We start from the raw sequence: 24,032 nt of genomic DNA, 5'->3' as shown, positions 1-24,032 counted from the left end.
CGTCGGCCCATCCTTGCCCAAGAGATATTCAGGCTTGCCGCAACGTCACAACCTGCATTAATCCTGCTTTTGGGTATCTGATTGGGTGGTGAAAATACTACCCATTTGGATTGGAATGCATCGGTATACCGTTATACCTCCTATCCTAACGGGTAGGTTTTGGCGAAAAGGCAAACAATTGCAACAAGTTGATGAAACAGCACCGCCGGTCACTATCGCCCTTGCCGACAGCAATCCGCTGGTTCTGTCGGCGATGTCGGAGATATTTGACCGCGACCCCCGATTCTCACTCGTGGCGACTTCGTCCACGGCCGAGGGCTTTCTGGGCATGGTGATGCGTGTTCCCGTCACGGTCGGCGTGATCGACTGGAATCTGCCCGCCCTGGGCGGCCAGAAACTGTGCGAGGTCCTGCGCGAGCAACCAAGCCCCCCCCGTCTGGTCGTTTACGGCGACGACCCGAAAGGCGAACTCCCCAGGCTTGCCATGCTGGCGGGCGCGGCGGGTTTCGCCGCCCGAAGCGCACCGGTGGACGATTTGCTGCGCACCTGCCTGTCGGTCGCGCAAGGCCAGATGGTCTTCCCGTTCCTCGACATTCGAGCCCTGCAGTCTGACCCGATTCTCAGCCTGACGCGCAAGGAGCGCGCGCTGCTGGAATCGCTGTCGCAGGGGCTGACGAACAAGGATCTGGCCCGCGATTTCGGGATCTCGGCCAACACCGTGAAGTTCCACCTGTCGAACCTTTTCGCGAAGCTTGGCGTTGCCAGCCGGGCGCAGGCGATCGCGTTCTACTACGCGTCGCGGCTGCCCGGTGAGCGCCAGAAACGAAGCTGAAAAACGACATTATAAAGTTTCTTTGCGACACCCATCCGCGCAATAAAATTTCTTGACATGGAAGGATAGTTTCCTCCTTGAATGGCGCCCGTTACCGAAGCCAATCCATCCAAGGACCCGCCCATGAGCTTTCACGTGATCGAGCAGGCCCCTGCCCGGCTGAACCGCAGCGAACTGGCCGTTCCCGGAAGTGCGCCACAAATGTTTGAAAAAGCAGCGCAATCCGAGGCCGATGTGATCTTCCTCGACCTTGAGGACGCGGTCGCTCCGGACGACAAGGCGCAGGCCCGCAAGAACATCATCAAGGCACTGAACGAGATCGACTGGGGCCGCAAAACCATGTCGGTTCGAATCAACGGACTGGACACGCACTACATGTACCGCGATGTCGTCGACGTCGTGGAACAGGCCGGCGAGCGCTTGGACCTGATCATGATTCCGAAGGTCGGAACCGCCGCTGACGTCTACGCCGTGGACATGCTGGTTACGCAGATCGAGGACGCCAAGGGCTACAAGAAGCGGATCGGATTCGAGCACATCATCGAAACCGCGCTTGGCATGCAGAACGTCTCGGAGATCGCCGCGGCCTCGAAACGGAACGAAAGCCTGCACTTCGGCGTAGCCGACTACGCGGCTTCGACCCGCGCCCGCACCACGATCATCGGGGGCGTCAACCCCGACTATTCGGTTCTGACCGACCCCCTGGCGGATGGCACCCGCGCGGTCCACTGGGGCGACATGTGGCACTATGCACTGGCCCGGATGGTGGTCGCGGCGCGCGCCAACGGGCTGCGCCCGATCGACGGGCCATTCGGCGACTTTTCCGACCCAGATGGCTACCGTGCGGCGGCCAAGCGCGCGGCGGTTCTGGGTTGCGAAGGCAAGTGGGCCATCCACCCAAGCCAGATCGCGCTTGCAAACGACGTCATGAGCCCGTCCGAGGCAGAGGTGACCAAGGCGCAACGCATTCTGAAAGCGATGGAGGAGGCCGCCGCTGCCGGCAAGGGTGCGGTGTCTCTGGACGGCCGGCTGATCGACTACGCGTCGATCCGTCAGGCGGAAGTGCTGGTGCAGAAAGCGCGCCAGATTGCCGGAGCGTAACTGATGGACGGGTTGCGCGACAGGGCGAGGGCGCTTTTTTCGGTCGCCTGCACGGCGGCCGATCCGGCCCGCGCACTTGAAAAGGCCTTGCTGCGCAGCCCACCTGAAAAGCCCGGCAAGAACGGCCGGTATGTTGTTGTATCGATTGGGAAAGCCGCGGCTCCGATGGCAGAGCGCCTTTTGGCGCGGCTAGGCGGCGCTCCGGCGACGGCCCTGGTCGTTACCAACTACGAGAACGCCCGGGATGTTGCCAATGCGACTGTGATCGCCGCCGGCCATCCCGTTCCCGATGAAAACGGCAGGCACGGCGCCGACGAGGTGATCCGCAGGCTATCGGAGGCGACGGAGCAGGACAGCGTGATCGCACTGATCTCGGGCGGGGGCTCCGCGCTCCTGCCTGCACCGGTCGAAGGCATCAGCCTGTGCCACAAGGCCGAGGTGAACCGCATCCTCTTGGCCAACGGCTTCGAGATCGGAGACGTGAACCTTGTGCGCCAGCATCTTTCACGCCTGAAAGGTGGCGGAATGCTGCGATACGCGGAACCGGCCCCGGTCACCGCCTACATCCTGTCGGACGTGATCGGCGACGACCTTCGGGTCATCGCGTCTGGCCCTACCGTGGCGCCTGTAGGAAGCCGGGATGAGGCACGGGACCTTCTGCGCCGCCGCGGATTGTGGGACCGCCTGCCAGTGTCCGTGCAGACCCATCTTGTGGCCCCAGAGACACCGGCACCGCAGGTGCCGTCCGCGCGTAACCATTTGATCGGTTCGAACCGGATCAGCCTCGAGGCGGTGGCCGAGTCATCATCAGACCTGCATGGCGAGATCGTCAGCGACAGCCTGACAGGTGACGTTGCAGCGGCGGCTGCGCGCATTGTTTCGGCGGCCAAGAGCACTGAAGACACTGGTCGCAAGTGTCTGATATTTGGCGGAGAAACCGCTGTGACTCTCAAGGGTTCCGGTCGCGGCGGCCGAAATCAGGAACTTGCGCTTCGTGTCGCAATGACAATGCCCGACATCGGGCGTGACTGGGTGTTCCTGTCGGCGGGAACCGATGGTCGGGACGGCCCCACCGAGGCTGCGGGGGGCATTGTCGATGCCGGAACGGTGACGCGGATACGCAACGCCGGAGCAGACGCTGAGGCGCTGCTGGCGAACAATGACAGCAACGCAGCCCTCGCCGCCTCGGGCGATCTGCTGATCACCGGAGCGACGGGTACGAATGTCGCCGATGTTCAGATCCTGATTATTGGGACGCGCGCCTGACAGCTGTCCGTTGCGTCCGCCGTGCCCCTCGGGGCGGGCGATCCGCGATAACCTGGCTACCTGTCAGATTCTGGTGGGTCGTGAGAGACTCGAACTCCCGACATCCTCGGTGCAAAGAAGGCAGTCGGCGTCCAAGCCATTGATTCTTCGTCAACAGAGCGCTTTTTATAAAGGCCCTGTTTCCGGTTTGTCCAAGGCTTTCCGGTTCAGCCAGGTTCAGTGAACCGAAGCACTCCTCGTAAATGTTACAAGGAGACAGTCTTCGAATAGTCTGCCGTCCCTCTTTCCGTGGCCACTACGTACAGTCTACGAGTCTTACCTCTCGAAGCCTTCTAGTACCGGAATCGCACCCTGTTCCAAGGCGTTGGCAATCATCACTGAATTGCCAAACGGCCACATGATCGTTCTCTTTCGCCTCAGAAAGGCGAAAACCAAACCTCGTCGCATCGCGGACAGCACCGTGTCCGTGCCATTGCCGCCTCCCTTGAAGTCGAGCCCGAGCGATTAACGAGGAGCGCCAGCTTGAGATGGCCCTCGGCCGGTATTTGCGGGCGTAGATCAATGCGAACCCTGTGGCCGTCGGCGGCGAGGACAGCATCGCTGAGCTCTGCCTGCGCGAGGGGATCGCAACGAGCCTCTATCACAGCTGGTCGAAGGAGTTCCTGGAAGCCGGCAAGAAGCGGCTTGCGGGCAACACGGCGCGGCAGGTGTGAGGAGGATCAGGGAACGGTCCGGGGGATCGTTTTCCCGACGATCGCAGCCCCGAGGTCAAGGATCTGCGGCAGGAGGCCGCCGCGCTGAAGGAGGTGGTGGCCGATCTCACCCTGGAGAACCACCTGCTCAAAAAAAGCATGCTCGGGGATGGGGGAGACGAGGAATGAGGTATCCCGCAACTGAGAATCTCGAGATCATCCGGTTGGTGGAGCAGTCGCATCTGCCGGCGAAGCGGACCCTCGACATGATCGGCGTGCCGCGCACGACCTTTTATCGCTGGTATGACCGCTATCTGTCGCTCGGCGCCGCCGGGCTCGAGGACCGGCCGTCGCATCCGGGCCGCGTCTGGAACCGGATCCCCGACAAGGTGCGCAAGCAGATCGTCGATCTGGCCTTGGAGCAGCCAGAACTGTCGCCCCGGGAGCTTGCCGTCCGGTTCACCGACACCCGGCGCTACTTCGTCTCGGAAGCCAGCGTTTACAGGGTTCTGAAAGCGCAAGACCTGATCACCAGCCCGGCCTTCATCGTCATCAAGGCTGCGGATGAGGTCCACGAGAAGACAATTCGACCGAACCAACTCTGGCAGACCGACTTCACCTATCTGAAGGTCGTCGGCTGGGGTTGGTTCTATCTCTCGACGATCCTCGACGACTACGGCCGCTACGTCATCGCCTGGCGGCTCTGCGCGACGATGAAGGCGTCGGACGTGACCGCCACATTGGAGGATGCCCTGGTCGCCTCGGGCTGCGACCGAGCCACCGTCGTTCACCGGCCCAGGCTGCTCGGCGACAATGGCAGCAGCTACATCTCCGATGAGTTGGCCGACTGGCTTGCCGGCGTGGGCATGGATCACGTCCGTGGCGCTCCACGGCATCCTCAAACCCAGGGCAAGATCGAGCGCTGGCACCAGACCCTCAAGAACCGCATCCTGCTCGAGAACTATTACCTGCCCGGGGCACTTGAGGAAGCCGTGGGGACCTTCATCGAGCACTACAATCACCACCGCTATCACGAGAGCCTGGGCAACCTCACCCCCGCGGACGTCTACCTCGGCAAGGCCGAAACCATCCTCGAACGACGAAAGGAGATCAAAGCCAGAACCATCTCGAAACGCCGCTTGTTGCATCGTCAGACCGCAGCTTAAACTGCAACCTCAACGAGCCGAGCCCTCCGTTCGAGATCTGGCGCTCCTGTTCCAAATCATCTGACGACGGACATCATGCAGACCGAGCGGCCTCAACCCGATTAATGGGTCCCCCTAAAGTTCCGGGGAAAGGGCGAAGCTCGTCTCAACGACGACTTCTGCAACAATGCCGATTGGATCCCAATCGGCCATCATCTGGTTGACGAAAGGCGACAAATCGGTGTCGCATGGGCGACAAGCATCCCGTTCCGACAGAGCGAGTTCGAGTTGGTCTGACTTTTTGGAAAGATTGTTCGTAGGAGAATCCCTTGGGCGAGCACCGAGTTGAAGGTCCGGAAATCAAGAAACTGCTCAAGATTGCGCGTCGGCAGCCGCTCAATTTCGCGTTCAACCCAGCCAAGTCGGACGAGGATGGCTACTTCGCTTTGCACCGAAAGAAACCGGCGCCGATCCTTGCAAAGGAGGTGAGGAGCGAAGGCGAGGGAAACAAGTTCTCCTTCGGAACAGCCACGCTGGAAGGCAAGTTGCTCAAGCTTCAGGTCGAACGTGAGTTGCCGCAACTGGCAAAGAAGATGAAGCGTTTCCTGAAGGCGAACAAGGTGCTTCTAAACGTCCAGATACTGGATAGCGACGGCAACGTCCTCGACGCCGATATCGAAGACGACCTGCCCGACGATCCGGACTTCGACGGCGAGGAGGATGGCGCTCGGTCTGATGCCACGGCGGCAAATTCGATCGAACCCGAGGCCGACGCCGCATCGCCGTACGGCGCTCAGGACCTGGTGCAAAGGCTGGCCAGGGCTAAAGCGAAGCTGGCCGAATTGCCGGACGCAGCCCGAAAAAAGCTCGAGTCCGCCATTGGCCAGGTTGTGACCCTGATCAAGGCTGCGGATATGGAAGCGGCCGAGCGTGGGGTTGCCGCCATCGAGGCGGCCCTCGCAAAGCTTTCCGGGCCATCGGCTCCGCCACCACCACCGCCACCGCCGGGTCCCGACGGGCAGATGCAGAAACTCGTTCAGGTGCTCCGCACCCTGAAAGAGCGGGCCGACCAGATCGACGACGCCGGCATCAGGCAGTCCCTTCTGCAGGAGATCGCGGCCGCCGCAGCGCTCATAAAGGCCGGCGATGTGAATAGCACCGCCACGAAACTGGCGCAGATACGCGATGCCATTTCCGGTGTCGCCGGTTCTGCCTCGAAAGAAGCAGAGCCCGCTGACGGTCCGGCTGCCGAGCCCGGCGAAGTTGGCGCGGCCGGGAACGGTTGGCAACAGGCGCGGGATGCCTGGCTTGATGCTAACCTCAGCCTCGATAGCCAGCTGAACGCCCTTCGCGCGGCGATCCTCGCCGAGCAGGAGCATCCGGAGTTCGCCGACGCCCTCAAGACCGTCGCAGAGGTCGGACTCAACGCTCTGACCGGCGATCATCGGGTGAAACTGATGGGGGCCATCCAGATGCTTGGCCGGGGCGATGCCGTCAGCATGAAGAAGCACGGCGGAAAGGCCTTGGCGGCGATTTCTGCCTTACGCACCTTCCTCGACGGCAATGAACGGGTGGACGCATGCGAGGGCAACCCGTGGGATGTCGACGTCGCTATCCGCGACACGTTGTATCCGCCGCTGGATCAGATGATGGGCATCCTGCAAAAATCACAGGCGACCACCTGAAGAGCCAACCCGGGGAGGGCAACTGATGGGCAAGGACAAGTTTACAGTCGCCAGTTTTGTCAAGGTGATGACAGGCGGCAAGGTGGAGTTGGACGAAAGCAGCAAGGTCGCACGGTCGAACGCGGCAGCAGACCTCCAGGTGATCGACGGTATGATCGCAAAGCTGGCCAGCCTGGGAGTGTCAAGCACGCAGCTGGCCGAAGCCAGGCAATGGTATTCCATCCAGTTCAGCGCGGCCTCGACGATCACGAAAAAAGCGGATCAGGCCAAGGCCTTCAATACGCTAGCGAAGGCAATGGAGCTTCACGTCAAGGCTGCCAAAGGGCCCTTCCCGTCATGGCTTGCCCTTGCGCAGGAGCAGCAGCGACTCAAAAAGGCCATTGACCAGACGCTCAATGAAAAGCAAGGCCTTGTGGACAAGCTGCCGTTCGCCGCAGTGAAGACCGGGCTGACCAATCGGATTAAGGGCTGGCGCGGCAACATCGTGCTGGCGACCGACGTTGCCGGCGTACCCAGGGCCGTGGCGGAACTGAAGCGACTTCAAGTCGAACTGGGTGAAGGGGACATAGATCGGTATTTTGCCCTGGCCGCGCAACTCGATTCCCTCAAGAGCAGGTTGGCGAGTGAAATCTCCGCCGCCGAAGGCAAGGTCGATGCCGTGAAACCGCCGGAGCTGGCCAAGTTCGTGGCAAAGCGGCTTGCGGAGTTCAAATCACGCCAGGCGGCCCTGAATGCGCCCATCACTGACCTGTTCGACCTGGTGAACAAGTGCCAGGGTATTGGCGATCTTTGCGACGAGGTCGCCCAGACCGATTTTGCCGAGATCGGGAACATGGTGACACGCTACACCACAGTCGAGAAAGAGCTGCGCACACAGCTTCAGGTGGACGCGGCGAAGCTCAGCAAACTGCCCAATCTGCCCTTCGCGAAAGAGATACGCCAGAAGATAGTCGATTGCCTAAACAAGATCCAACCACAGAGCCAGATCACCGGACCCTCCGAACTTGCGACAGCACTGAAAGGTATCGAGAAACTAGTAGCTGACTACAAGGACGCCCCCGGGAGTGTCGACGCAAGCATTCGCGAAGCGAACGAATGCCAGGAGTGGTTCGACAAGATGCAGGCGGCCTACGTTGCCAAACGCAAGGAGGCGGAGGCCCTCCCGAAATCGCTCGTTCGCGACCAGATCCTGGGCAGCCTTTCGTCGCTTCTTAAGCAAGCCAAGCCCTTGGCGGGGATGCAGTCCATGGCTGAAGTCACCGCCGCCGCCTCGACAAACCAACTTTTTGCCAAGCAAATGGATGGCTTCGACATAGGCGGTTACGATTCCGTTGCGAAACCATACCAGGCGGCATTGAGCCGGTTTCTCGGGGCCCATGCCCAGAAAGCAAGAGAGGTCGAGAAACTGCCGGACGGGCCCACCAAGGACGCGTTGCGCAAGTCCCTTAAGTTGCTGGAAAACGACGCCGTGCCAGTTGACCAGGTCACGCAAGTCAACTTCTTTCCAGATCTCACGACGAAGGTGACAGAATTGGAGGAACGTGTTCGGTCAATCGATGTCGCAAAGGCCGCCAGAGACGTTGCGTCATATGACCAGGAACTCGCCGCACTAAAGGACAAGATGGACAAGAAGCTTGCCGAATTGGGCAAGGGTCTGAGCCCCGACGCACAGCAACTTCTGCGCGACGAGTTCGCCGACACGCTTACCCCGCTGACACAGCTCTCTTCCGCGCAGGACGCAGTGAGTAAGATTAAGCAGATTAGGGAAAAGGCGGCGGAGATCGAGCGACGAAAGGTCGAAATCGACACGGAACTGGGGTTGCGCCTCAAGAAGGCCGACGATCGGGTCGCGAGCACCCAGAAACAGATCGACAAGCTGCCGACGCCGGAATTGAAGAAGGCCGCGCAAACAGCACTCGACGACCTGAAGAAGAGGCTGAATCAGGTGAAAATCGGTTCCGTGCCCAAGGGAATGGCAGAACCCGTACTCGTCGGTGATCCCGGGAAATCCGGAGTCCTGTCGCTTTCTCCGAAGCCGAGTGAGCAAACGCGAGCGATCGACATGGCGATCAATGCCCTGGGCAGCGCGCTTGCGGACAAGTCAGGTACCGGCGTGAAAATGCTGGAGTTCCTGGGTGGCGAGGAGTTGGCTAACGGCTTTTGTAGCATGTATGCCACGATGACCCTTAGCGGTTCCAGCCATGCCGGTATTTCCCCCGCCGAGGCCCTCGCGGTGAACCGATACACCGGCAAGGATTACAAGGCCATGAACTTGAATCGCCGGGGGATCTCGGTGGAAAACAAGACCGAAGACGCTCGCCTGACCTTTCTCAACAAGACCTGTGACGAGGCGCTTGCGAAAATGCCGCCCTATCCAGCAGTCGCCAGGCCAACGTTTCGCATTGAGACGGCCTGGAGCCAGGAGGTTGTGGACAAACGGTACGGCCGTGGCCGGCAGTTCGTGTGCGGGGTTCTCTGGAGCACCGGGGCCCGTGGTGTCGCTGCCATCGGCCTTACAGGGTCTCCTATCTTTACCCACGTGATCTACGGCAACAAGGGGCGCGACGTTGCCGCGTTGTCGGCGAATTCGCATGAAGGCGCGACCCAGATTGAGGGGCATGATTTCAATCCGAGAGCTGGTCGGGGCGAGGTCCTGTTCCCTGCCGATACCTCTTTTGTCGTCAAAGATCGGGTCGATCCCGTCGATAGCACGACCAATGCGCCCAAGGTGCTGATCTACGACCCGAAGGGGTTCGGCGATCGTGTCACGACCACATTGAAGGAAGTCAGCAATGGTTGATGCGACTGGATCCTGGCAGCTGCACGACACTGCCGATCCTGAAGCGCTCGAGGGCAAGTTCGAGCGGAACAGGCATTTGCTTCCTGCATTCGCAGCCGATGCGCCCGAAGATGAATACCTGCCCGAACTGAACGAAGCGAAGGCGCTCGACCGGGCACAGGGATGCCTGCTCGGGCTCGCGGTGGGAGAGGCCATAGGATCCGCCGTCGAATACCTCCCTCGCGACGGCTTCGACGAAGTGACAGGCCCGGCGGGAGGTGGCCCGCTGGACATCACGGCAGGTGAATGGACCGATGGCATGGCGATGGCGCTATGCCTTGCTCGGACGATGATCGCCACCGGGACCGTCGAGCAGTATGACTTCATGCAGCGCCTTCAGGCTTGGCTCACAGCGGGAGAGAACACCGTACACGGCAAGTGCGTTGCCATAGGGGACACGACCCGGACCGCGATCGAGAGCTTCATCGAGACCGACGAGCCGTCCGCCGGGCTTCAGGACCCCGACAGCGCCGGAAACGGTTCGCTCATTCGCCTCGCCCCGCTTGCGATCCTTGCGGCGCGGCACGCAGAGATTGCGCGATTTCTTTCGAGCAAGCAGTCGCGAGCAACGCATGCGACGCACGAATGTCTGGATGCTTGCGAATTGTTCACCGCCCAGCTTGTCGACGCGCTGAACGGCGCCGACAAGGCAAAGGCGCTGCGGCCTCGCGTCATGCAACTCGCGCCGAATTCGCTGGCAATAAACGGCGGGGAATTCAAGGAAAAGTCCCGCGAGGATGTCCGTTCGAGCGCCTACGTGATCGACACCCTGGACGCCGCGCTTTGGGCGATCTGGACGACGGATACGTTTGACGAGGCCGTTTTGCGCGCGGCCAACCTGGGCGGAGATGCCGCCGGCGTTGCGGCGGTGGCGGGTCAGCTTGCCGGTGCTCTCTATGGGTTCCGGTCGATCCCGACCGAATGGCGGGACTGCGTTGCCATGGGCGACGACATCAAGGATTTGTCCGCCAAGCTTCTCACCATGAGCGCCACCGCGTTCTGATGGGCGATGACACGGGAGGGTGAGTCGGGTCGTGCCAAAAGAACTTGGCTTGCGGATGGGCGGGGGGCTGACCAGGTGTTCAGCCCGGGCATCTGGTGGATTGGGTCGGAATTGAATCGATCCGGCTCTGATGTCCAGATTTTGCAGATGCACTCGTAGCCGACATTGAAAGCTTGGGTGTTTGGGTCCCAACGGTGGTCTGCGTCGCCCCAACGGGTGCCCCAGTGGGTGCTCCGTGGCCCGAAGCAAAGGCCAAGGGGACCCAGAAGGTTTGAGGCTTTCATCCAAGTCGGCGTTGTTGCAGAAACGCTGCCTGAGGCGTGACCTCCCCTTTCCCCTTCAGGTTCAGGCCACGCGAACGATCTCGGCTGTGCCGAGGGCATTGAAGCGGTTCATGAGGGCTACGCGGATGTGAATTTCGGCGGTTTGGCGGTCAGGGTCTCTTGCCGCGATGCGCTCGCCGAAAGACTTGAGGCAGCGCATCTTGGCCTCGGCGCGGCTGCGGGCGTGGTATCCGGTCAAACGCTTCCAGAACGCGCGGCCGTAGTGGCGTGTGGCGCGGAGGGTTTCGTTGAGGGCTTGGGCGGCTGGGCAATCCTCCTTCCACGGTCGACCATTCTTGCGGATCGGGATGATTGCGGTGCCACCGCGCGCGATGATGGCGCTGTGGCAGCGTCGTGTATCGTAGGCGCCATCTGCGGTCACGGTGCCGATGTCTTCGTCGTCTGGGATCTGGTCCAGCAGGTCTGGCAGGACGGGGCTGTCGCCTCCCCGGCTGGGGGTGAACTCGACCGCGCGGATGTCGGATGTGGCGGTGTCCATGGCCAGATGGACCTTGCGCCATTGGCGTCTTCCCTGGACACCATGCTTGCGGGCCTGCCACTCGCCGTCGCCGAGGAACTTGATGCCGGTGCTATCCACCAGCAGGTTCAGCGGCCCGTCGGCACGGCGATAAGGGATCTGCACCTTCAGGGTCTTCTGTCTGCGGCACAGCGTCGAGTAGTCCGGAACGGGCCAGTCCAGCCCCGCCAGCCGCAGCAGGCTTGCGACCATCCCGGCGGTCTGTCTGAGCGGCAGCTTGAACAGTACCTTGATCGACAGGCAGAACTGGATCGCCGCGTTCGAGAAGACCGGCGGGCGCCCCGTACGGCCCTCATGCGGCGCGTGCCAGGCCATCTCCTTGTCCAGCCAGATCGACAGTGACCCGCGCTTCCTGAGCGCGGCGTTGTAGGCGGACCAGTTGGTGGTGCGGTAGCGGGCGGGCTTGGGCTTGCTCATGCTGCCCGTCTAACCGCATGGATTCACAATGTGAATCCTACACGGCGAGAGTTCTGCAACAACGCCCACGGTGCCCATCAACAATACCCTGCGTGCGGCCCTGGTCTCTGCCCGGGAAGCGGCCCTCTCCGAATATGTCGTCGAATGGGCCGGACATCGCGTCCAGTCGATCCGTCGAGGCTTCATGACGGCGGTCCACAATTCGGGATTGAAGAAGGTCACGCAGCACACGCTCCGTCACACCGCCGCTGTCCACATGGCCGAGGCCGGGGTCGACATGGAGCTCATCGCCCAGTACCTGGGCCACTCCAACACCCAGATCACCCGCTCGGTCTATGCCCGGTTCTCGCCCGATTACATGGCCAAGGCCGCTGCTGCCCTGGAGTTCGGTTCAGTGAGTCAGGTTCAATGAACCCACGCACTCCTCGTAAAAACCAGCTAAGTCCCTGAAAACATTGGTGGGTCGTGAGAGACTCGAACTCCCGACATCCTCGGTGTAAACGAGGCGCTCTACCAACTGAGCTAACGACCCTGCGGATGCCGACATAGCGCGCCTTTTGCGGCTGGGCAAGAGGTCACCGAAGCTGACGAAACGGCGCCGAGGCGCAGTCGGCGTAGAGGTTTTTGCTGGACTCCGGCCAGACCAGCGGACCGCTAAAGCACGAAGGCGCGCCGTGCGGGGCGCGCCTTCGGTAATGATGGTGGGTGATAACGGATTTGAACCGCTGACATCTTCGATGTGAACGAAGCGCTCTACCGCTGAGCTAATCACCCGATGGGCCGGGTAGGTAACGCTATTCGCCCTGCGCCGCAAGGGGGCCCTTGACGGTTTTTTCAGCCCCGGCGCGACGCAGTTTCAACGTCAGGACCTCACCCTTCGGGGTGTCCTTGCGTTTTGCCAGTGTCAGCTTTCCAAGTGGCGGCAGATTCAGGGTTTCCTCCTGTCCCAACCGTTCCGCAATAAAGGCGAGCGCGGCCTCGACCACCTTCTTGACGTCGCCGGGTTTGGAACCTGATGACGCAGCGACGCGATCGATCAGGTCCTTCTTGCGCAACTGATCGCCCCCCCCGGATTCCGGGACCTGCTTGTCGGCGCGCATTTTCATTTCGGGTTTTGGTTTGGGCATGATGATCCGCCAGAGTGCTTCACGCCCGTGATAGCCCGGTGCACAAGACCACGCCATGGAAAACTGGGGACGGCCGGGCAAGGTCCCCGGCCGCCGCCATCTTGCATCAGTGCGCGACCGCGCCCGTCGAGTCGTTCTTGTCCGAAATCGACTTGGCAGCCGCCGCCTCTTCTGCCGCTTCGTCCCACTCCACCGGTTCAGGCTTGCGAACCAGCGCGAGCTTCAGGACCTCCCGTACGTGGGACACCGGGATGATCTCAAGTCCCGATTTCACGTTGTCCGGGATTTCGGGCAGATCCTTGGCGTTCTCCTCGGGGATCAGCACGGTCTTGATGCCCCCCCTCAGAGCCGCGAGCAGCTTTTCCTTCAAGCCACCGATGGCCAGCACGTTGCCGCGCAGCGTCACCTCGCCCGTCATCGCGATGTCCTTGCGGACGGGGATGCCGGTCAGGACGGAAACGATCGACGTCACCATGGCGACGCCTGCCGAAGGTCCGTCCTTCGGCGTGGCGCCCTCGGGGACGTGCACGTGGATGTCGACCTTTTCGAACTTCGGAGGCTTCACGCCGATTTCCGGGCTGATCGACCGCACGAAGCTTGATGCCGCGTCGATCGACTCCTTCATCACGTCGCCCAACTTGCCCGTGGTCTTCATTCGCCCTTTGCCGGGCAGCTTAAGCGCCTCGATCGACAGCAGATCGCCACCAACCGACGTCCAGGCAAGACCGGTCACGACTCCGACCTGGTCTTCCTTTTCGGCCAGACCGTAGCGGAACCGCTTCACGCCCAGGAATTCCTCAAGGTTTTCCGGCGTGACCTCGACCCTGTCGGCATCCTTGCGCACGATCCTGGTCAGCGCCTTGCGCGTCAGCTTGGCGATCTCGCGTTCAAGGTTCCGCACACCCGCCTCTCGGGTGTAGGTGCGGATCATTTCCTGCAGTGCCGCGTCGCTCAGGGCGAACTCCTTCCTCTTCAGGCCGTGGTTCTTGACCTGCTTCGGAATGAGATGCTGCTTGGCGATCTCGCGCTTCTCGTCCTCGGTATAGCCGGCAAGCGGGATGATCTCCATCCGGTCCAGAAGCGGCCCAGGCATGTTGTAGCTGTTGGCCGTGGTCAGGAACATCACGTTCGAAAGGTCGTACTCCACCTCAAGATAGTGGTCCATGAACGTGTTGTTCTGTTCCGGGTCCAGGACCTCAAGCATCGCCGAGGCCGGGTCGCCGCGGAAATCCTGCCCCATCTTGTCGATTTCATCGAGCAGGATCAGCGGGTTCGTGGTCTTCGCCTTCTTCAGCGCCTGGATGATCTTGCCGGGCATCGAGCCGATATAGGTCCGGCGGTGGCCGCGGATCTCGGATTCGTCACGCACGCCGCCCAGCGAGATGCGGATGAACTCCCGCCCCGTGGCCCTTGCCACCGATTTGCCAAGCGAGGTCTTGCCGACGCCCGGAGGCCCGACGAGGCAGAGGATCGGCCCCTTCATCTTGACCGAGCGCTGCTGCACGGCCAGGTATTCGACGATCCGCTCCTTGACCTTCTCAAGCCCGTAGTGGTCGGCGTCCAGCACCTCCTGCGCCTTGCGCAGGTCCTTCTTGACGCGGCTCTTCACACCCCAGGGCAGACTCAGCAGCCAATCCAGGTAGTTGCGCACCACCGTCGCCTCGGCCGACATGGGAGACATGGACTTGAGCTTCTTCAGCTCACCTTCCGCCTTGTCACGCGCCTCCTTCGAAAACTTGGTGGCATGGATCTTTTCCGCCAGCTCGTTGAGCTCGTTCTGGCCATCTTCGCCGTCGCCAAGCTCGCGCTGAATGGCCTTCATCTGCTCATTCAGGTAGTATTCGCGCTGCGTGCGCTCCATCTGGCTTTTCACGCGGGACTTGATCTTTTTCTCGACCTGCAGAACCGACATTTCGCCCTGCATCAGGCCGTAGACCTTCTCGAGCCGCTCCGCGACTTCAAGCGTTTCCAGCAGATCCTGCTTCTGCGCCACCTCAATGCCGAGGTGCCCGGAAACCAGGTCGGCAAGCTTGGCGGGGTCGCGGCTTTCCGCGACTGTCGCCAGCGCCTCTTCTGGGATGTTCTTCTTGATCTTGGCGTATTTCTCGAACTCCTCGGCGACCGAGCGCACAAGCGCCTCGATAGTGGCCGCATCGCCATCGGATTCCGCAAGGGTTTCTGCCTCGGCCTCGAAGAAGGCTTCGTTCTCGATGAAGCTCGTGATGCGCACGCGCGCCTTGCCCTCAACCAGCACCTTCACGGTGCCGTCGGGCAGCTTCAGAAGCTGCAGAACGTTGGCCAAGACCCCGAAACGATAGATCCCCTCTGTCGTCGGCTCATCGACCGACGGGTCGATCTGTGACGACAGCAGGATCTGCTTGTCATCAGCCATGACCTCTTCCAGCGCGCGGACGGATTTTTCCCGCCCGACAAACAAGGGCACGATCATGTGCGGGAAGACCACGATGTCACGCAGTGGCAGCACCGGATAGGTCTGGGTCATTTGCTCGCTCATTAACTTTCCTTTCCTGCAGAATGGCGCCGGCCCCATCGTGGCAGCTCCGGCCATCCCCTGTTCCGGACCATTAGATGGGGCCGGAAAGGTCCTGCTTCAACTCTGTCCGGGACTGTCCTGCTTTCGAAAGGCGAAGGCAAGAGGATGGCGTATGAAACGCGCGCCATTGCGACCGATCGCAGGACCGATTCCCCGGTTTCGACCCCGCTTGGACACAATTCGGGCCTATTGCCCTGCCTTTCTGCATGAAAGGGGGCGGCTGCAGATGATCTCAAGCTTCGAACACACGCTGCGACGGATCTACCGGGAACGCCGGAGGTTGGGTGTGGTTTCACTTCTGGTCTTCGCGGCGGGCTACCTGCTTTACGCCCGTTACGGCGGAATTCGGGTCTGGGGGCTGCCTGCGCCGCTATTCGCAGCCCTGCTCTACACCTTCGCCATCGGCGCGACCACGCTTGCGATGGCGCTGTTCCTGCCGCGCCTGCGCTTCACGATCGAGGCGATGGCCGTCGCCCGCCTGATGTTCGCAGGCGTCGCGGCGATGACCGCGCCCGGCGTCCTGCCAGATGCCCGTTCGCCGGCACTGCAGGCGACACTGGTCATCGCGCTTGCAGTCATCCTGGTCCGGTTGTTCTTTGGCGCCTGGGCCGCGCGCAGCTTTCCTGTGCATGGCCACGTCGCGCAGGCAACCCGGCTGAGCCTCGAAAGCTGCGAAACCCTTCTTCGCGCGTTCAACGCAAGCGGAACCGGCTACGGGGCCCACGACTGGACCGGCAGCCTGCGCGGCCTTGGCAGCCCTGACCGCGTTCTTGACCGCATCATCGAAGGCGCAGCCGATCCCGCAACGATCGCCCGAACCGAAGATCTGGCGGATCGCGACGGGTGCCGGATCCTCTACCGCGACGATCGGGGTCCCGCGCCGTTGTGGAAGGAAGTGATCGTCAGCGACCATGGCACCTACCGGCGCGTGACGCTGAGGGTCGCACATGGCCCGCTTCCGCTTTCGGCGGTCGTGACCGCTTGGCTTGACGACAGCTACGGACGCCTGTGCGACAACCTGATCGCCCGCGCCCATCGCCCGGTGCAGACAGAGGTTCCCTCAGGCGCACCGGCGAAGGCGGCCGCCGCCTGATCGGGATCAGATCGGCTCGATATCGCCCTCGGCCCTCAAGGCGTGGAAGTCACGCACGAAGTCCCTCAGGCGCGCGCCGGCGATGGCGTCGCGCAGACCCTGCATCAATTCCTGGTAGTAGTGCAGGTTGTGCCAGGTCAGCAGCATTCCCGAAATCATCTCTCCAGCGCGGAAGACGTGGTGCAGGTATGCGCGCGAATAGCTGCGGCAGGCCGGACAGGTGCAGTGTTCGTCCAGCGGGCGCGGATCGTCCATGTGGCGGGCGTTCTTGATGTTGACCTGCCCGCGGCGCGTCCAGGCCTGCCCCGTCCGCCCCGAACGCGAGGGAAGGACACAGTCCATCATGTCGATGCCGCGTTCGACCGCGCCAACGATGTCGTCGGGCTTGCCCACGCCCATAAGGTAGCGCGGCTTGTCCGCGGGAAGCATGTCCGGGGCGTAGTCAAGGACACCGAACATCGCCTCCTGCCCCTCTCCCACGGCAAGGCCGCCGACGGCATATCCGTCAAACCCGATCGCGCGCAGCGCCTCGGCGCTTTCGGCACGAAGGTCCTGCGTCACGCCACCCTGCTGGATCCCGAACAGCGCGTGCCCCGGCCGGTCGCCGAACGCCGCCTTCGAACGTTCCGCCCACCGCATCGACAGCCGCATGCTATCCGCCACCGTCTCGATCGAAGCGGGTAGCGCGGGGCATTCGTCGAAGCACATCACGATGTCCGAGCCAAGAAGCCGCTGTATTTCCATCGACCGTTCGGGGCTGAGCATGTGCTTGGACCCGTCGATATGGGAGGAAAAGCGCACGCCCTCTTCGGTCAGCTTCCTGAGCGCGGCAAGGCTCATCACCTGGAACCCGCCGGAATCAGTCAGGATCGGGCGATCCCAGTTCATGAACTTGTGCAGGCCGCCCAGACGCGCGATGCGTTCCGCCGTGGGGCGCAGCATCAGGTGGTAGGTGTTACCAAGCAGGATGTCGGCCCCGGTCGCACGCACACTTTCGGGCAGCATGGCCTTGACGGTGCCGGCCGTTCCCACGGGCATGAAGGCGGGTGTCCGGATCTCGCCGCGCGGGGTTCGGATGATGCCGGTGCGGGCCTTGCCGTCCGTGGCTTCCATGGTCAAGGAAAAGGTCTGGGTCATGGCCCGCGCCTATAGCGCAAGCCACTCGCCTTGCCTATTCACCTTTGCAAAAATCGCCACGCCTCAGGCCGCTCGACCGTAAAATCCGATCTGCTCTTCTGCCGTGAAGCGCGCGCCGGGGCGTTCGTAGTAGGTCAGGACCGCGATGATCCGGTCCTTGCCCCCCTGGACAGGCGTGACGCGATGCGCCGTGTTCTTGCCGCGAAAGACGTTCAGGGTGCCCGCGCTCAGCGACAGGCGGCGTAATTCGGGGTCCGCGCCGTTCAGCAGCCGCGCCACGCCGTCATAGTTCGGATCGTCGTCGGTTCGAAGATCGCTTCGGTATTCGAAGTCTCCGCCCGCATCAGGCGCCTGCAGCAGCAGCGTTACGGTGAACTCGGACCGGTCGAAATGCCAGTTCAGCCCCTCGCCCGCCTGGTAGCACATGACGTTGTGCGCAGCGAGCGGATCGACCATAGGGTAGAGCGCCGGCTTGTCCATGGTCGCGGCAAGGAAGGCTGCGAAGGCGGGCCATTCGTACAGCGCCTTGATCGCGCCGCCGACCTGATCTGCGCACAGCGTGCGATTGATCGTTTCGACCTCTCGCAGCGCCGGATGATCGGGGGCAAGACCTTCGATCGTCTTGCGAAAATAGATGTTGTGACGGCGCTTATGGGTGAAAGCCTCGGCCGCGAACTTCGGCGAAAGCTCGGCAACCGCGTCGCGCAACATGTCGGGACGGACGAAACCATCCAGGTTGAACATGCCTTCGCGCGCCAGATCGGCCTTCGCGCGATCCACGAGGGCCAGCCACTCTGGGCTTTCCTGATGGTCAAGGGGATAGCGATGAAGATCGACGATGGATTGCATGGCGTCCTCTCTGTTTGATCCAGCATTTGTTCCGTGACAGCCAGTTTGCAACCGTATTTAATTTCGATGTCCAAAAGAAAATATGCGGTCAATCCCATGCGCACTCTTCCTCCCCTCAACGCGTTGCGCACGTTCGAAGCTGCGGCCCGACACCTGAGCTTCGTTCAGGCTGGCGCCGAGCTGGGCGTGACCTCGGCCGCAGTCAGCCAACAGGTGCGCAATCTGGAGGATTTCCTTGGCAAGCGGCTGTTCGTGCGGCAAGGCAACCAGCTTTTCCTGACCGACGCGGGACGAGAGATCTATCCGCGGCTTGAACAGGCGCTTTCCGATGTCGCGGCACTGGCCGAGCAGGTCCGCGAAGGCAACACGCGCCCGCGTCTGGTTCTTTCGGTCCTGCCCTCGGTGGCGGAAAACTGGCTGGCCCCGGCGCTTGAGGGGTACCGAACGCCGGGCGGGCTCGACATCCGCATCGAGGAAGATCCGGTCGCCTTTGCACGCGACGGGGCCGACCTTCGCCTGACCTACGGCGCCGCCTACTATCCGGGCCATCACATTGAAGAACTGTTCACCGACGCGATCATCGCCGTGGCGGCCCCGACCCGCGCAATCCAGGCGATCGAGGACCTGGAAGAGTCGGATTTCATCCACACCCACTGGGGCCCAAACTACGTGACGCAGCCTTCGTGGGCCAGGTTCTTCGCGCACGCCGGCATCCCGCGTATCGCCAACCCGGCGCACGGCACCCGCGTCGGTCAGTCCGGCATGGCGCTTGCCGTCGCCCGCGCGGGCCTGGGCGTCGCGCTGATCCAATACCGGATGGCGGCACCGGACATCGAAAACGGCAAACTCACGCAGATTCACCCGTCACAAATGCCGATGCAAATGCCCTATGTCGTGGTGCTGCCGCACGGTCGTGCGCGCCGCGTGGACATGCAGAACTTGATCGCGCATCTGCGGCACAAGGCCACCACGCCGTGACCCCGGCCTTTCGCCTCTGGACCTGATCCGCTCCATTCCTTATATATTTGCTCAGGAACCGAGCGAGAGACCATGACAGTCGAACCGAAAGAGCCCATCGAAGGCGCGCCCCTGATCAAGCCCTCGACCACCGACCACCCGCTTTACGACAGCGTGGTTGAGGCTTGCCGGACCGTTTACGACCCCGAAATCCCGGTCAACATCTTCGATCTTGGCCTGATCTACACGATCGAGATTTCGCCCGAGAACGAGGTCAGCATTGTCATGACACTGACGGCGCCGGGATGCCCCGTGGCGGGCGAGATGCCGGGCTGGGTTGCCGACGCGGTCGAACCGCTGGACGGCGTCAAGCAGGTTGATGTCGAAATGACCTTCGAACCGCAGTGGGGCATGGACATGATGTCGGACGAGGCGCGTCTGGAACTCGGGTTCATGTAGGCATCCAACCGGACCGCATCATCAGCCAGGCAAGGTGAAGCTCGCTGCGCCCGAATCTGTGAACGGGATCACATGATCGGTGCGCCCTACCCCGCTTGAGATCGGTCGTCCCGGCCATTAGATTGGTTCAAGAGGAAATGGAGACGGACATGTTTGGCATTCCCGGCAAGCCCCCGGTCACGCTCACGCCCCGCGCGGTCGCCCAGATCACGCGGCTGATGGCGCGCGACAATTCCTTCGGGCTCAAGCTGGGCGTCAAGAAGGGCGGCTGCGCGGGCATGGAATACACCATGGAGTTTGCGGCGGAAGCCGGCCCCATGGATGAGGTCGTGGAACAGGAAGGTGCGCGGGTGATGATCGCCCCGATGGCGCAGATGTTCCTGTTCGGCACCGAGATCGACTATGAGTCATCGTTGCTGGAAAGCGGTTTCCGGTTCAACAACCCCAACGTTGCCGAGGCCTGCGGTTGCGGCGAATCCATCAAGTTCAAGGACGCGCCGGGCAGCGCCGACGCATGAGCGTTTCGGACGCCGACATCGCCTTCGCGCTTGACCTTTTCCACCAAATCGGTCCCCTGACGACACGCAAGATGATGGGTGGGCTCTGCCTTTACAGGGGCGGCGTGATCTTCGCCCTGCTCCACTCGGACGGCTCGCTGTGGCTCAAGGCCGCCGGACCCTTCTCGGATCGGTTGACCGCCGAAGGGTGGGAGCGCTGGTCATATCAGCGTCCGGGCCGCAAGCCGGTCGACATGCCTTATTTCCGTTTGCCCGATGCGGCGCTTGACGACCCGGCGCTGGCCTGCAATCTGGCGACCGAAGCTTTGAACCATCTGGAGTAAGGGGCAGCGGATGCGGCGGAAACTGGCGGCGGGGAACTGGAAGATGAACGGCACAAAGGGCAACCTTGCCCAGATCGAAGCCTTGGCGTCTGCCTTTCCCGACCCTGCCTGCGACGTCCTGATCTGTCCGCCCGCGACCCTTGTCGCTGCTGCGGCGGCGCTTCCGGACAGGCGCTCGGTCCGGATCGGAGGTCAGGATTGCCACACCGGCGTTGCGGGCGCGCACACCGGGGACGTGTCCGCCGCGATGTTGGCTGACGCGGGTGCGACTCATGTGATCCTCGGTCACTCCGAACGCCGCGCCGATCACGGAGAAACCGACGCGCTCGTTCGCGCAAAGACCGACGCCGCGCACGCAGCCGGATTGATCGCCGTCGTCTGCGTAGGTGAGACCGAGGCTGACCGTGACGCGGGCCGCACGCTTGATGTCGTCGCCGTGCAGGTCACCGGATCGGTGCCCGATACCGCGACCGCAGCCAACACGGTGATCGCCTACGAGCCGGTCTGGGCCATTGGCACGGGCCGCACGCCAACTTTGGAACAGATCGCAGAGGTTCACGATTTCCTGCGCGCGCAACTGGTCGCGCGGTTCGATCAGGGCAGCGATATCAGCCTGCTGTACGGCGGGTCCGTCAAACCCGGAAACGCGGCAGAGATCTTCGCGGTTTCGAATGTGGACGGCGCGCTGGTTGGCGGCGCAAGCCTGAAAGCCGAGGACTTCGGCCCGATCGTCGCGGCGCTTTCGGCGGCTTCAGCCTGACATTTGCGTCACGCACGCGTCGTGAACGGACGCGCCCGTGACAGGCAAAGGCGGGACCATCCCCGGGCCTTTTCCGGAACCCGAGGGCCCGACCCAAATGCTCGCAAGCCATCCACGACCCACGGCACCCGGAGTCCAGGGCAACGTGATTGCCGCCGGTTCCATGCTGATCTGGGCCGCCGGGTTTCCCGCAGGCGACGTTCTGCTGGAACAGGTTGCCCCGCTGCACCTTGCAACGCTCCGGATGTTGCTTGCTGCTGCCTTCCTTCTTCCGCTTTGGCTCGCGTTTGAGGGGCGCAGGGATTTTCCGCGCATCCACTGGCGCAGGGTCGCCCTGATCGGCGCCGTCGGCTTCGGTGCGACCAGTTTCCTGCTGACCTTTGCGCAAAGCCGCACCGACGGCGTGACCGTCGCGATCGTATCGGCCACGACACCGGTGATCGGCATCGCGCTTGAATGTCTGCTTGACGGCCGGCGCCTGACCCGACGGCTTGTGGCGGGCCTTGTTCTGACGCTGACGGGCGGAACCGCGGCCTACGCGGCGGGGCTTGGCAGCCTTAACCTGGGTCTTGGCGCGCTTGCCATGCTGGCGTCCGTCATCATCTATTGCTGGGGATCGCGGGCGGCCGTCGTGGATCTTGCGCCGCTTTCACCGCTCGGACGCGCGGCCTTGCCCTTCGTCGCGGCAGGCCTGACCATGACCGTGATCAGCAGCGCCGCCGACGGATTTGGCGCGGCAGCGGGCGTTCTGCTGACCGATCCTGATGCGCTGACGATCGCGCTTTTCTACGGCATGGGATCGATCGGCCTGTCGCACCTGCTGTGGCTGATGGGGGTCGAACGGCTTGGGATTGGCATCGCCTCGATGCACTTCAACGCAGCCCCCTTCTACGTGATGATGATCGCGTGGGCCCTGGGCGGCGGCTTCAACTGGGCACAGGCCCTGGGGGCGCTGGTCGTGCTTGCCGGCGTGCTGATCGCCCAAGGGCGCGCCGCCCGGTCAAACCGGGCGGCGGCAGAGGTTACCTGACCACGGTTTCCGGCCCCATCACCTCGGTCGGAAGCCAGGTGGACAGGATCGGGACATAGGTCACGATGATCAGGAAGATGAAAAGGATGCCAAGGAACGGCAGTGCTGCCTTGACCACCCGCATCATCGACATGCCCGCAACACCCGAGGTCACGAACAGGTTCAGGCCCACGGGCGGCGTGATCATCCCGATTTCCATGTTCACCACCATGATGATGCCCAGGTGGATCGGATCGACGCCAAGGTTGATGGCGATCGGAAAGACCAGGGGCGCCACAATCAGGATCAGCCCCGAGGGTTCCATGAACTGCCCGCCGATCAGAAGGATGACGTTCACGATCACCAGGAACATGATCTTGCCGAACCCCGCGTCCAGCATTGCCGCCGCGATCTTTTGCGGGATCTGTTCGTCCGTCAGAACGTGCTTGAGGATCAGCGCGTTGGCGATGATGAACATGAGCGTGATGGTCAGCTTTCCCGCCTCGAACAGCGTGTTCTTGGTGTCGGGATGGACCAGGGCGGTGATCAGCGCCTGCGGTTTTCTCCACAGGCTGATGTTGCCGCCTTCTTTCGACAGCGGCCCCATGTCGCGATAGACAAATGTCGCGACGATGAAGGCCCAGATCGAGGCGACGGCCGCGGCCTCTGTCGGCGTGAAGATCGCTCCGGTTATGCCCGGAATGCCGTAAAGCCCAACCATGATGATGACGATCAACATCAAGCCCCAGAACGCCTCGGCGAAGCTTTCGGCGACTTCGCCCCAGCCCTGCCATTCGCCCTTGGGCAGCTTCTTCCATATCGCGATGCCAAGGATTGCTACCATCAGCATGCCGCCAGCCAGAAGCCCTGGGAACACCCCCGCCAGAAACATGCGCCCGACCGAAACATCGGTGGCCGAGGCATAGACGACCATGACGATCGACGGCGGTATCAGGATGCCAAGCGTGCCTGCGTTGCAGATCACTCCGGCGGCGAAGTCCTTGGAGTATCCGACCTGCCGCATGGCTGCGATGACTATGGAACCGATGGCGACCACAGTCGCGGGGCTGGACCCCGACAGCGCGGCGAACAGCATGCAGGCAAAGACCCCGGCGATTGCCAGCCCGCCCGGAAGATGCCCAACGCAGGCGATCGAAAAGCGGATGATCCGCTTGGCCACGCCGCCCGTGGACATGAAGCTGGATGCGAGGATGAAGAACGGGATCGCCAGAAGGGTCGCGTGCCCCTCCATCGCCTGGTAAAGCGTCTGCGCGATGGACGCCAGCGAGGTGTCGGAAAACCACAGCAGGAACAACGTCGAGGCAAGGCCAAGCGAGACGGCGATCGGCACGCCGACCAGCATGAACCCGACGACCATCACGAAAAGAAGAACAACTTCCATATC

General features: G+C 62.3%; 20 protein-coding genes, 2 tRNA genes and 1 pseudogene. 15 read left to right on the top strand and 8 right to left on the bottom strand.

Translation table 11 applies throughout. The annotated features are described in order from the left end of the window. Positions 1 to 253 precede the first annotated feature (253 nt). The 7 genes and pseudogenes from OEW28_RS14670 to OEW28_RS14640 all read left to right on the top strand — a co-directional run bounded on the left by OEW28_RS14670 (position 254) and on the right by OEW28_RS14640 (position 10,563). The gene (locus OEW28_RS14670; RefSeq protein ID WP_263735546.1) at positions 254 to 832 is read left to right on the top strand and encodes a response regulator transcription factor; all 579 of its coding nucleotides are present in this window, start codon (positions 254 to 256) and stop codon (positions 830 to 832) included. Positions 833 to 955: 123 nt separating this feature from the next. Then, on the top strand, positions 956 to 1,933 hold the full coding sequence (locus OEW28_RS14665) for an HpcH/HpaI aldolase/citrate lyase family protein (protein ID WP_263735770.1): 978 nt from the start codon (positions 956 to 958) through the stop codon (positions 1,931 to 1,933). Positions 1,934 to 1,936: 3 nt separating this feature from the next. Continuing rightward, positions 1,937 to 3,199, top strand: a complete 1,263-nt coding sequence (locus tag OEW28_RS14660; protein ID WP_263735545.1) for a glycerate kinase type-2 family protein — start codon at positions 1,937 to 1,939, stop codon at positions 3,197 to 3,199. 584 nt (positions 3,200 to 3,783) lie between these two features. Further along, positions 3,784 to 5,057 (top strand): annotated as a pseudogene (locus tag OEW28_RS14655) (IS3 family transposase); the annotation flags it as partial. Positions 5,058 to 5,365: 308 nt separating this feature from the next. Then, entirely contained in the window at positions 5,366 to 6,721 is a 1,356-nt protein-coding gene (locus tag OEW28_RS14650) for a hypothetical protein (RefSeq protein WP_263735544.1), read from the top strand. Between the two features lie 25 nt (positions 6,722 to 6,746). Beyond that, a complete protein-coding gene (locus OEW28_RS14645) occupies positions 6,747 to 9,521 on the top strand; it encodes a hypothetical protein (protein ID WP_263735543.1) in 2,775 nt (924 codons plus the stop codon). Further along, positions 9,514 to 10,563: an ADP-ribosylglycohydrolase family protein gene (locus OEW28_RS14640; protein ID WP_263735542.1), complete on the top strand. Its 1,050-nt coding sequence runs from the start codon at positions 9,514 to 9,516 to the stop codon at positions 10,561 to 10,563. The genes OEW28_RS14645 and OEW28_RS14640 overlap by 8 nt, the downstream gene beginning before the upstream one ends. A gap of 345 nt (positions 10,564 to 10,908) precedes the next feature. On the opposite strand, the gene OEW28_RS14635 is transcribed toward OEW28_RS14640, so the two are convergent. Further along, positions 10,909 to 11,841, bottom strand: a complete 933-nt coding sequence (locus OEW28_RS14635; RefSeq protein WP_263735541.1) for an IS5 family transposase — start codon at positions 11,839 to 11,841, stop codon at positions 10,909 to 10,911. Positions 11,842 to 11,911: 70 nt separating this feature from the next. On the opposite strand from OEW28_RS14635, the gene OEW28_RS14630 reads away from it, so the two are divergent. After that, positions 11,912 to 12,253, top strand: a complete 342-nt coding sequence (locus tag OEW28_RS14630; protein ID WP_263735540.1) for a tyrosine-type recombinase/integrase — start codon at positions 11,912 to 11,914, stop codon at positions 12,251 to 12,253. A gap of 44 nt (positions 12,254 to 12,297) precedes the next feature. Here OEW28_RS14630 and OEW28_RS14625 read toward each other — a convergent pair. The 4 genes from OEW28_RS14625 to lon all read right to left on the bottom strand — a co-directional run bounded on the left by OEW28_RS14625 (position 12,298) and on the right by lon (position 15,483). After that, positions 12,298 to 12,373, bottom strand: a tRNA-Val gene (locus OEW28_RS14625). Between the two features lie 167 nt (positions 12,374 to 12,540). After that, positions 12,541 to 12,615 (bottom strand) — tRNA-Val (locus OEW28_RS14620). A gap of 20 nt (positions 12,616 to 12,635) precedes the next feature. Further along, positions 12,636 to 12,896 carry an HU family DNA-binding protein gene (locus OEW28_RS14615; protein ID WP_263735539.1) on the bottom strand — a complete coding sequence of 87 codons (261 nt, stop codon included), beginning with the start codon at positions 12,894 to 12,896 and terminating at the stop codon, positions 12,636 to 12,638. A gap of 178 nt (positions 12,897 to 13,074) precedes the next feature. Continuing rightward, positions 13,075 to 15,483 (bottom strand): endopeptidase La, encoded by a 2,409-nt coding sequence (gene lon, locus OEW28_RS14610; RefSeq protein WP_263735538.1) that lies wholly within the window; start codon positions 15,481 to 15,483, stop codon positions 13,075 to 13,077. Between the two features lie 265 nt (positions 15,484 to 15,748). Between lon and OEW28_RS14605 the strand changes: the two genes are divergently transcribed. Then, on the top strand, positions 15,749 to 16,615 hold the full coding sequence (locus OEW28_RS14605) for a hypothetical protein (RefSeq protein WP_263735537.1): 867 nt from the start codon (positions 15,749 to 15,751) through the stop codon (positions 16,613 to 16,615). Positions 16,616 to 16,621: 6 nt separating this feature from the next. On the opposite strand, the gene tgt is transcribed toward OEW28_RS14605, so the two are convergent. Together tgt and OEW28_RS14595 are read right to left on the bottom strand one after the other, a co-directional pair. Continuing rightward, the gene (tgt, locus tag OEW28_RS14600; RefSeq protein WP_263735536.1) at positions 16,622 to 17,752 is read right to left on the bottom strand and encodes a tRNA guanosine(34) transglycosylase Tgt; all 1,131 of its coding nucleotides are present in this window, start codon (positions 17,750 to 17,752) and stop codon (positions 16,622 to 16,624) included. Positions 17,753 to 17,815: 63 nt separating this feature from the next. Beyond that, positions 17,816 to 18,601 carry a HalD/BesD family halogenase gene (locus tag OEW28_RS14595; RefSeq protein WP_263735535.1) on the bottom strand — a complete coding sequence of 262 codons (786 nt, stop codon included), beginning with the start codon at positions 18,599 to 18,601 and terminating at the stop codon, positions 17,816 to 17,818. 96 nt (positions 18,602 to 18,697) lie between these two features. Here OEW28_RS14595 and OEW28_RS14590 point away from each other — a divergent pair, with 96 nt between their 5' ends. The 6 genes from OEW28_RS14590 (at position 18,698) to OEW28_RS14565 (ending at position 22,648) form a co-directional block, all read left to right on the top strand. Continuing rightward, entirely contained in the window at positions 18,698 to 19,579 is an 882-nt protein-coding gene (locus OEW28_RS14590; protein WP_263735534.1) for a LysR substrate-binding domain-containing protein, read from the top strand. A 72-nt stretch (positions 19,580 to 19,651) separates the two neighbouring features. Continuing rightward, positions 19,652 to 20,017 carry an SUF system Fe-S cluster assembly protein gene (locus OEW28_RS14585; RefSeq protein WP_263735533.1) on the top strand — a complete coding sequence of 122 codons (366 nt, stop codon included), beginning with the start codon at positions 19,652 to 19,654 and terminating at the stop codon, positions 20,015 to 20,017. A 149-nt stretch (positions 20,018 to 20,166) separates the two neighbouring features. Then, complete coding sequence (locus tag OEW28_RS14580; protein WP_263735532.1) at positions 20,167 to 20,535, top strand: HesB/IscA family protein; 369 nt, start codon at positions 20,167 to 20,169, stop codon at positions 20,533 to 20,535. After that, a complete protein-coding gene (locus tag OEW28_RS14575; RefSeq protein ID WP_263735531.1) occupies positions 20,532 to 20,858 on the top strand; it encodes a TfoX/Sxy family protein in 327 nt (108 codons plus the stop codon). Before OEW28_RS14580 ends, OEW28_RS14575 begins: the two co-directional genes overlap by 4 nt. Before the next feature lie 10 nt (positions 20,859 to 20,868). Then, positions 20,869 to 21,618, top strand: a complete 750-nt coding sequence (gene tpiA, locus OEW28_RS14570; protein WP_263735530.1) for a triose-phosphate isomerase — start codon at positions 20,869 to 20,871, stop codon at positions 21,616 to 21,618. Positions 21,619 to 21,715: 97 nt separating this feature from the next. Next, positions 21,716 to 22,648 (top strand): DMT family transporter, encoded by a 933-nt coding sequence (locus OEW28_RS14565; RefSeq protein ID WP_263735529.1) that lies wholly within the window; start codon positions 21,716 to 21,718, stop codon positions 22,646 to 22,648. On the opposite strand, the gene OEW28_RS14560 is transcribed toward OEW28_RS14565, so the two are convergent. Then, positions 22,641 to 24,029 carry a TRAP transporter large permease gene (locus tag OEW28_RS14560; RefSeq protein ID WP_263735528.1) on the bottom strand — a complete coding sequence of 463 codons (1,389 nt, stop codon included), beginning with the start codon at positions 24,027 to 24,029 and terminating at the stop codon, positions 22,641 to 22,643. The two genes, OEW28_RS14565 and OEW28_RS14560, sit on opposite strands and share 8 nt — an antisense overlap. Positions 24,030 to 24,032: the final 3 nt, after the last annotated feature.

This window comes from Albidovulum marisflavi (assembly GCF_025751435.1).
In the GTDB taxonomy this organism is placed as follows: domain Bacteria; phylum Pseudomonadota; class Alphaproteobacteria; order Rhodobacterales; family Rhodobacteraceae; genus Albidovulum; species Albidovulum marisflavi.
Note: the sequence above shows the minus strand (reverse complement) of the source record. Positions and strands in the feature narration are given on the sequence as shown.

What these genes read in the sequence shown, in the direction of transcription:
- OEW28_RS14640 (WP_263735542.1), top strand. Translation starts at nt 9,514, where the DNA reads ATGGTTGATGCGACTGGATCCTGGCAGCTGCACGACACTGCCGATCCT.
- OEW28_RS14575 (WP_263735531.1), top strand. Translation starts at nt 20,532, where the DNA reads ATGAGCGTTTCGGACGCCGACATCGCCTTCGCGCTTGACCTTTTCCAC.
- tpiA (WP_263735530.1), top strand. Translation starts at nt 20,869, where the DNA reads ATGCGGCGGAAACTGGCGGCGGGGAACTGGAAGATGAACGGCACAAAG.
- lon (WP_263735538.1), bottom strand. Translation starts at nt 15,483, where the DNA reads ATGAGCGAGCAAATGACCCAGACCTATCCGGTGCTGCCACTGCGTGAC.
- OEW28_RS14665 (WP_263735770.1), top strand. Translation starts at nt 956, where the DNA reads ATGAGCTTTCACGTGATCGAGCAGGCCCCTGCCCGGCTGAACCGCAGC.
- OEW28_RS14670 (WP_263735546.1), top strand. Translation starts at nt 254, where the DNA reads ATGTCGGAGATATTTGACCGCGACCCCCGATTCTCACTCGTGGCGACT.
- OEW28_RS14590 (WP_263735534.1), top strand. Translation starts at nt 18,698, where the DNA reads ATGCGCACTCTTCCTCCCCTCAACGCGTTGCGCACGTTCGAAGCTGCG.
- OEW28_RS14645 (WP_263735543.1), top strand. Translation starts at nt 6,747, where the DNA reads ATGGGCAAGGACAAGTTTACAGTCGCCAGTTTTGTCAAGGTGATGACA.
- OEW28_RS14660 (WP_263735545.1), top strand. Translation starts at nt 1,937, where the DNA reads ATGGACGGGTTGCGCGACAGGGCGAGGGCGCTTTTTTCGGTCGCCTGC.
- OEW28_RS14565 (WP_263735529.1), top strand. Translation starts at nt 21,716, where the DNA reads ATGCTCGCAAGCCATCCACGACCCACGGCACCCGGAGTCCAGGGCAAC.
- OEW28_RS14605 (WP_263735537.1), top strand. Translation starts at nt 15,749, where the DNA reads ATGATCTCAAGCTTCGAACACACGCTGCGACGGATCTACCGGGAACGC.
- OEW28_RS14580 (WP_263735532.1), top strand. Translation starts at nt 20,167, where the DNA reads ATGTTTGGCATTCCCGGCAAGCCCCCGGTCACGCTCACGCCCCGCGCG.
- tgt (WP_263735536.1), bottom strand. Translation starts at nt 17,752, where the DNA reads ATGACCCAGACCTTTTCCTTGACCATGGAAGCCACGGACGGCAAGGCC.
- OEW28_RS14560 (WP_263735528.1), bottom strand. Translation starts at nt 24,029, where the DNA reads ATGGAAGTTGTTCTTCTTTTCGTGATGGTCGTCGGGTTCATGCTGGTC.
- OEW28_RS14585 (WP_263735533.1), top strand. Translation starts at nt 19,652, where the DNA reads ATGACAGTCGAACCGAAAGAGCCCATCGAAGGCGCGCCCCTGATCAAG.
- OEW28_RS14595 (WP_263735535.1), bottom strand. Translation starts at nt 18,601, where the DNA reads ATGCAATCCATCGTCGATCTTCATCGCTATCCCCTTGACCATCAGGAA.
- OEW28_RS14635 (WP_263735541.1), bottom strand. Translation starts at nt 11,841, where the DNA reads ATGAGCAAGCCCAAGCCCGCCCGCTACCGCACCACCAACTGGTCCGCC.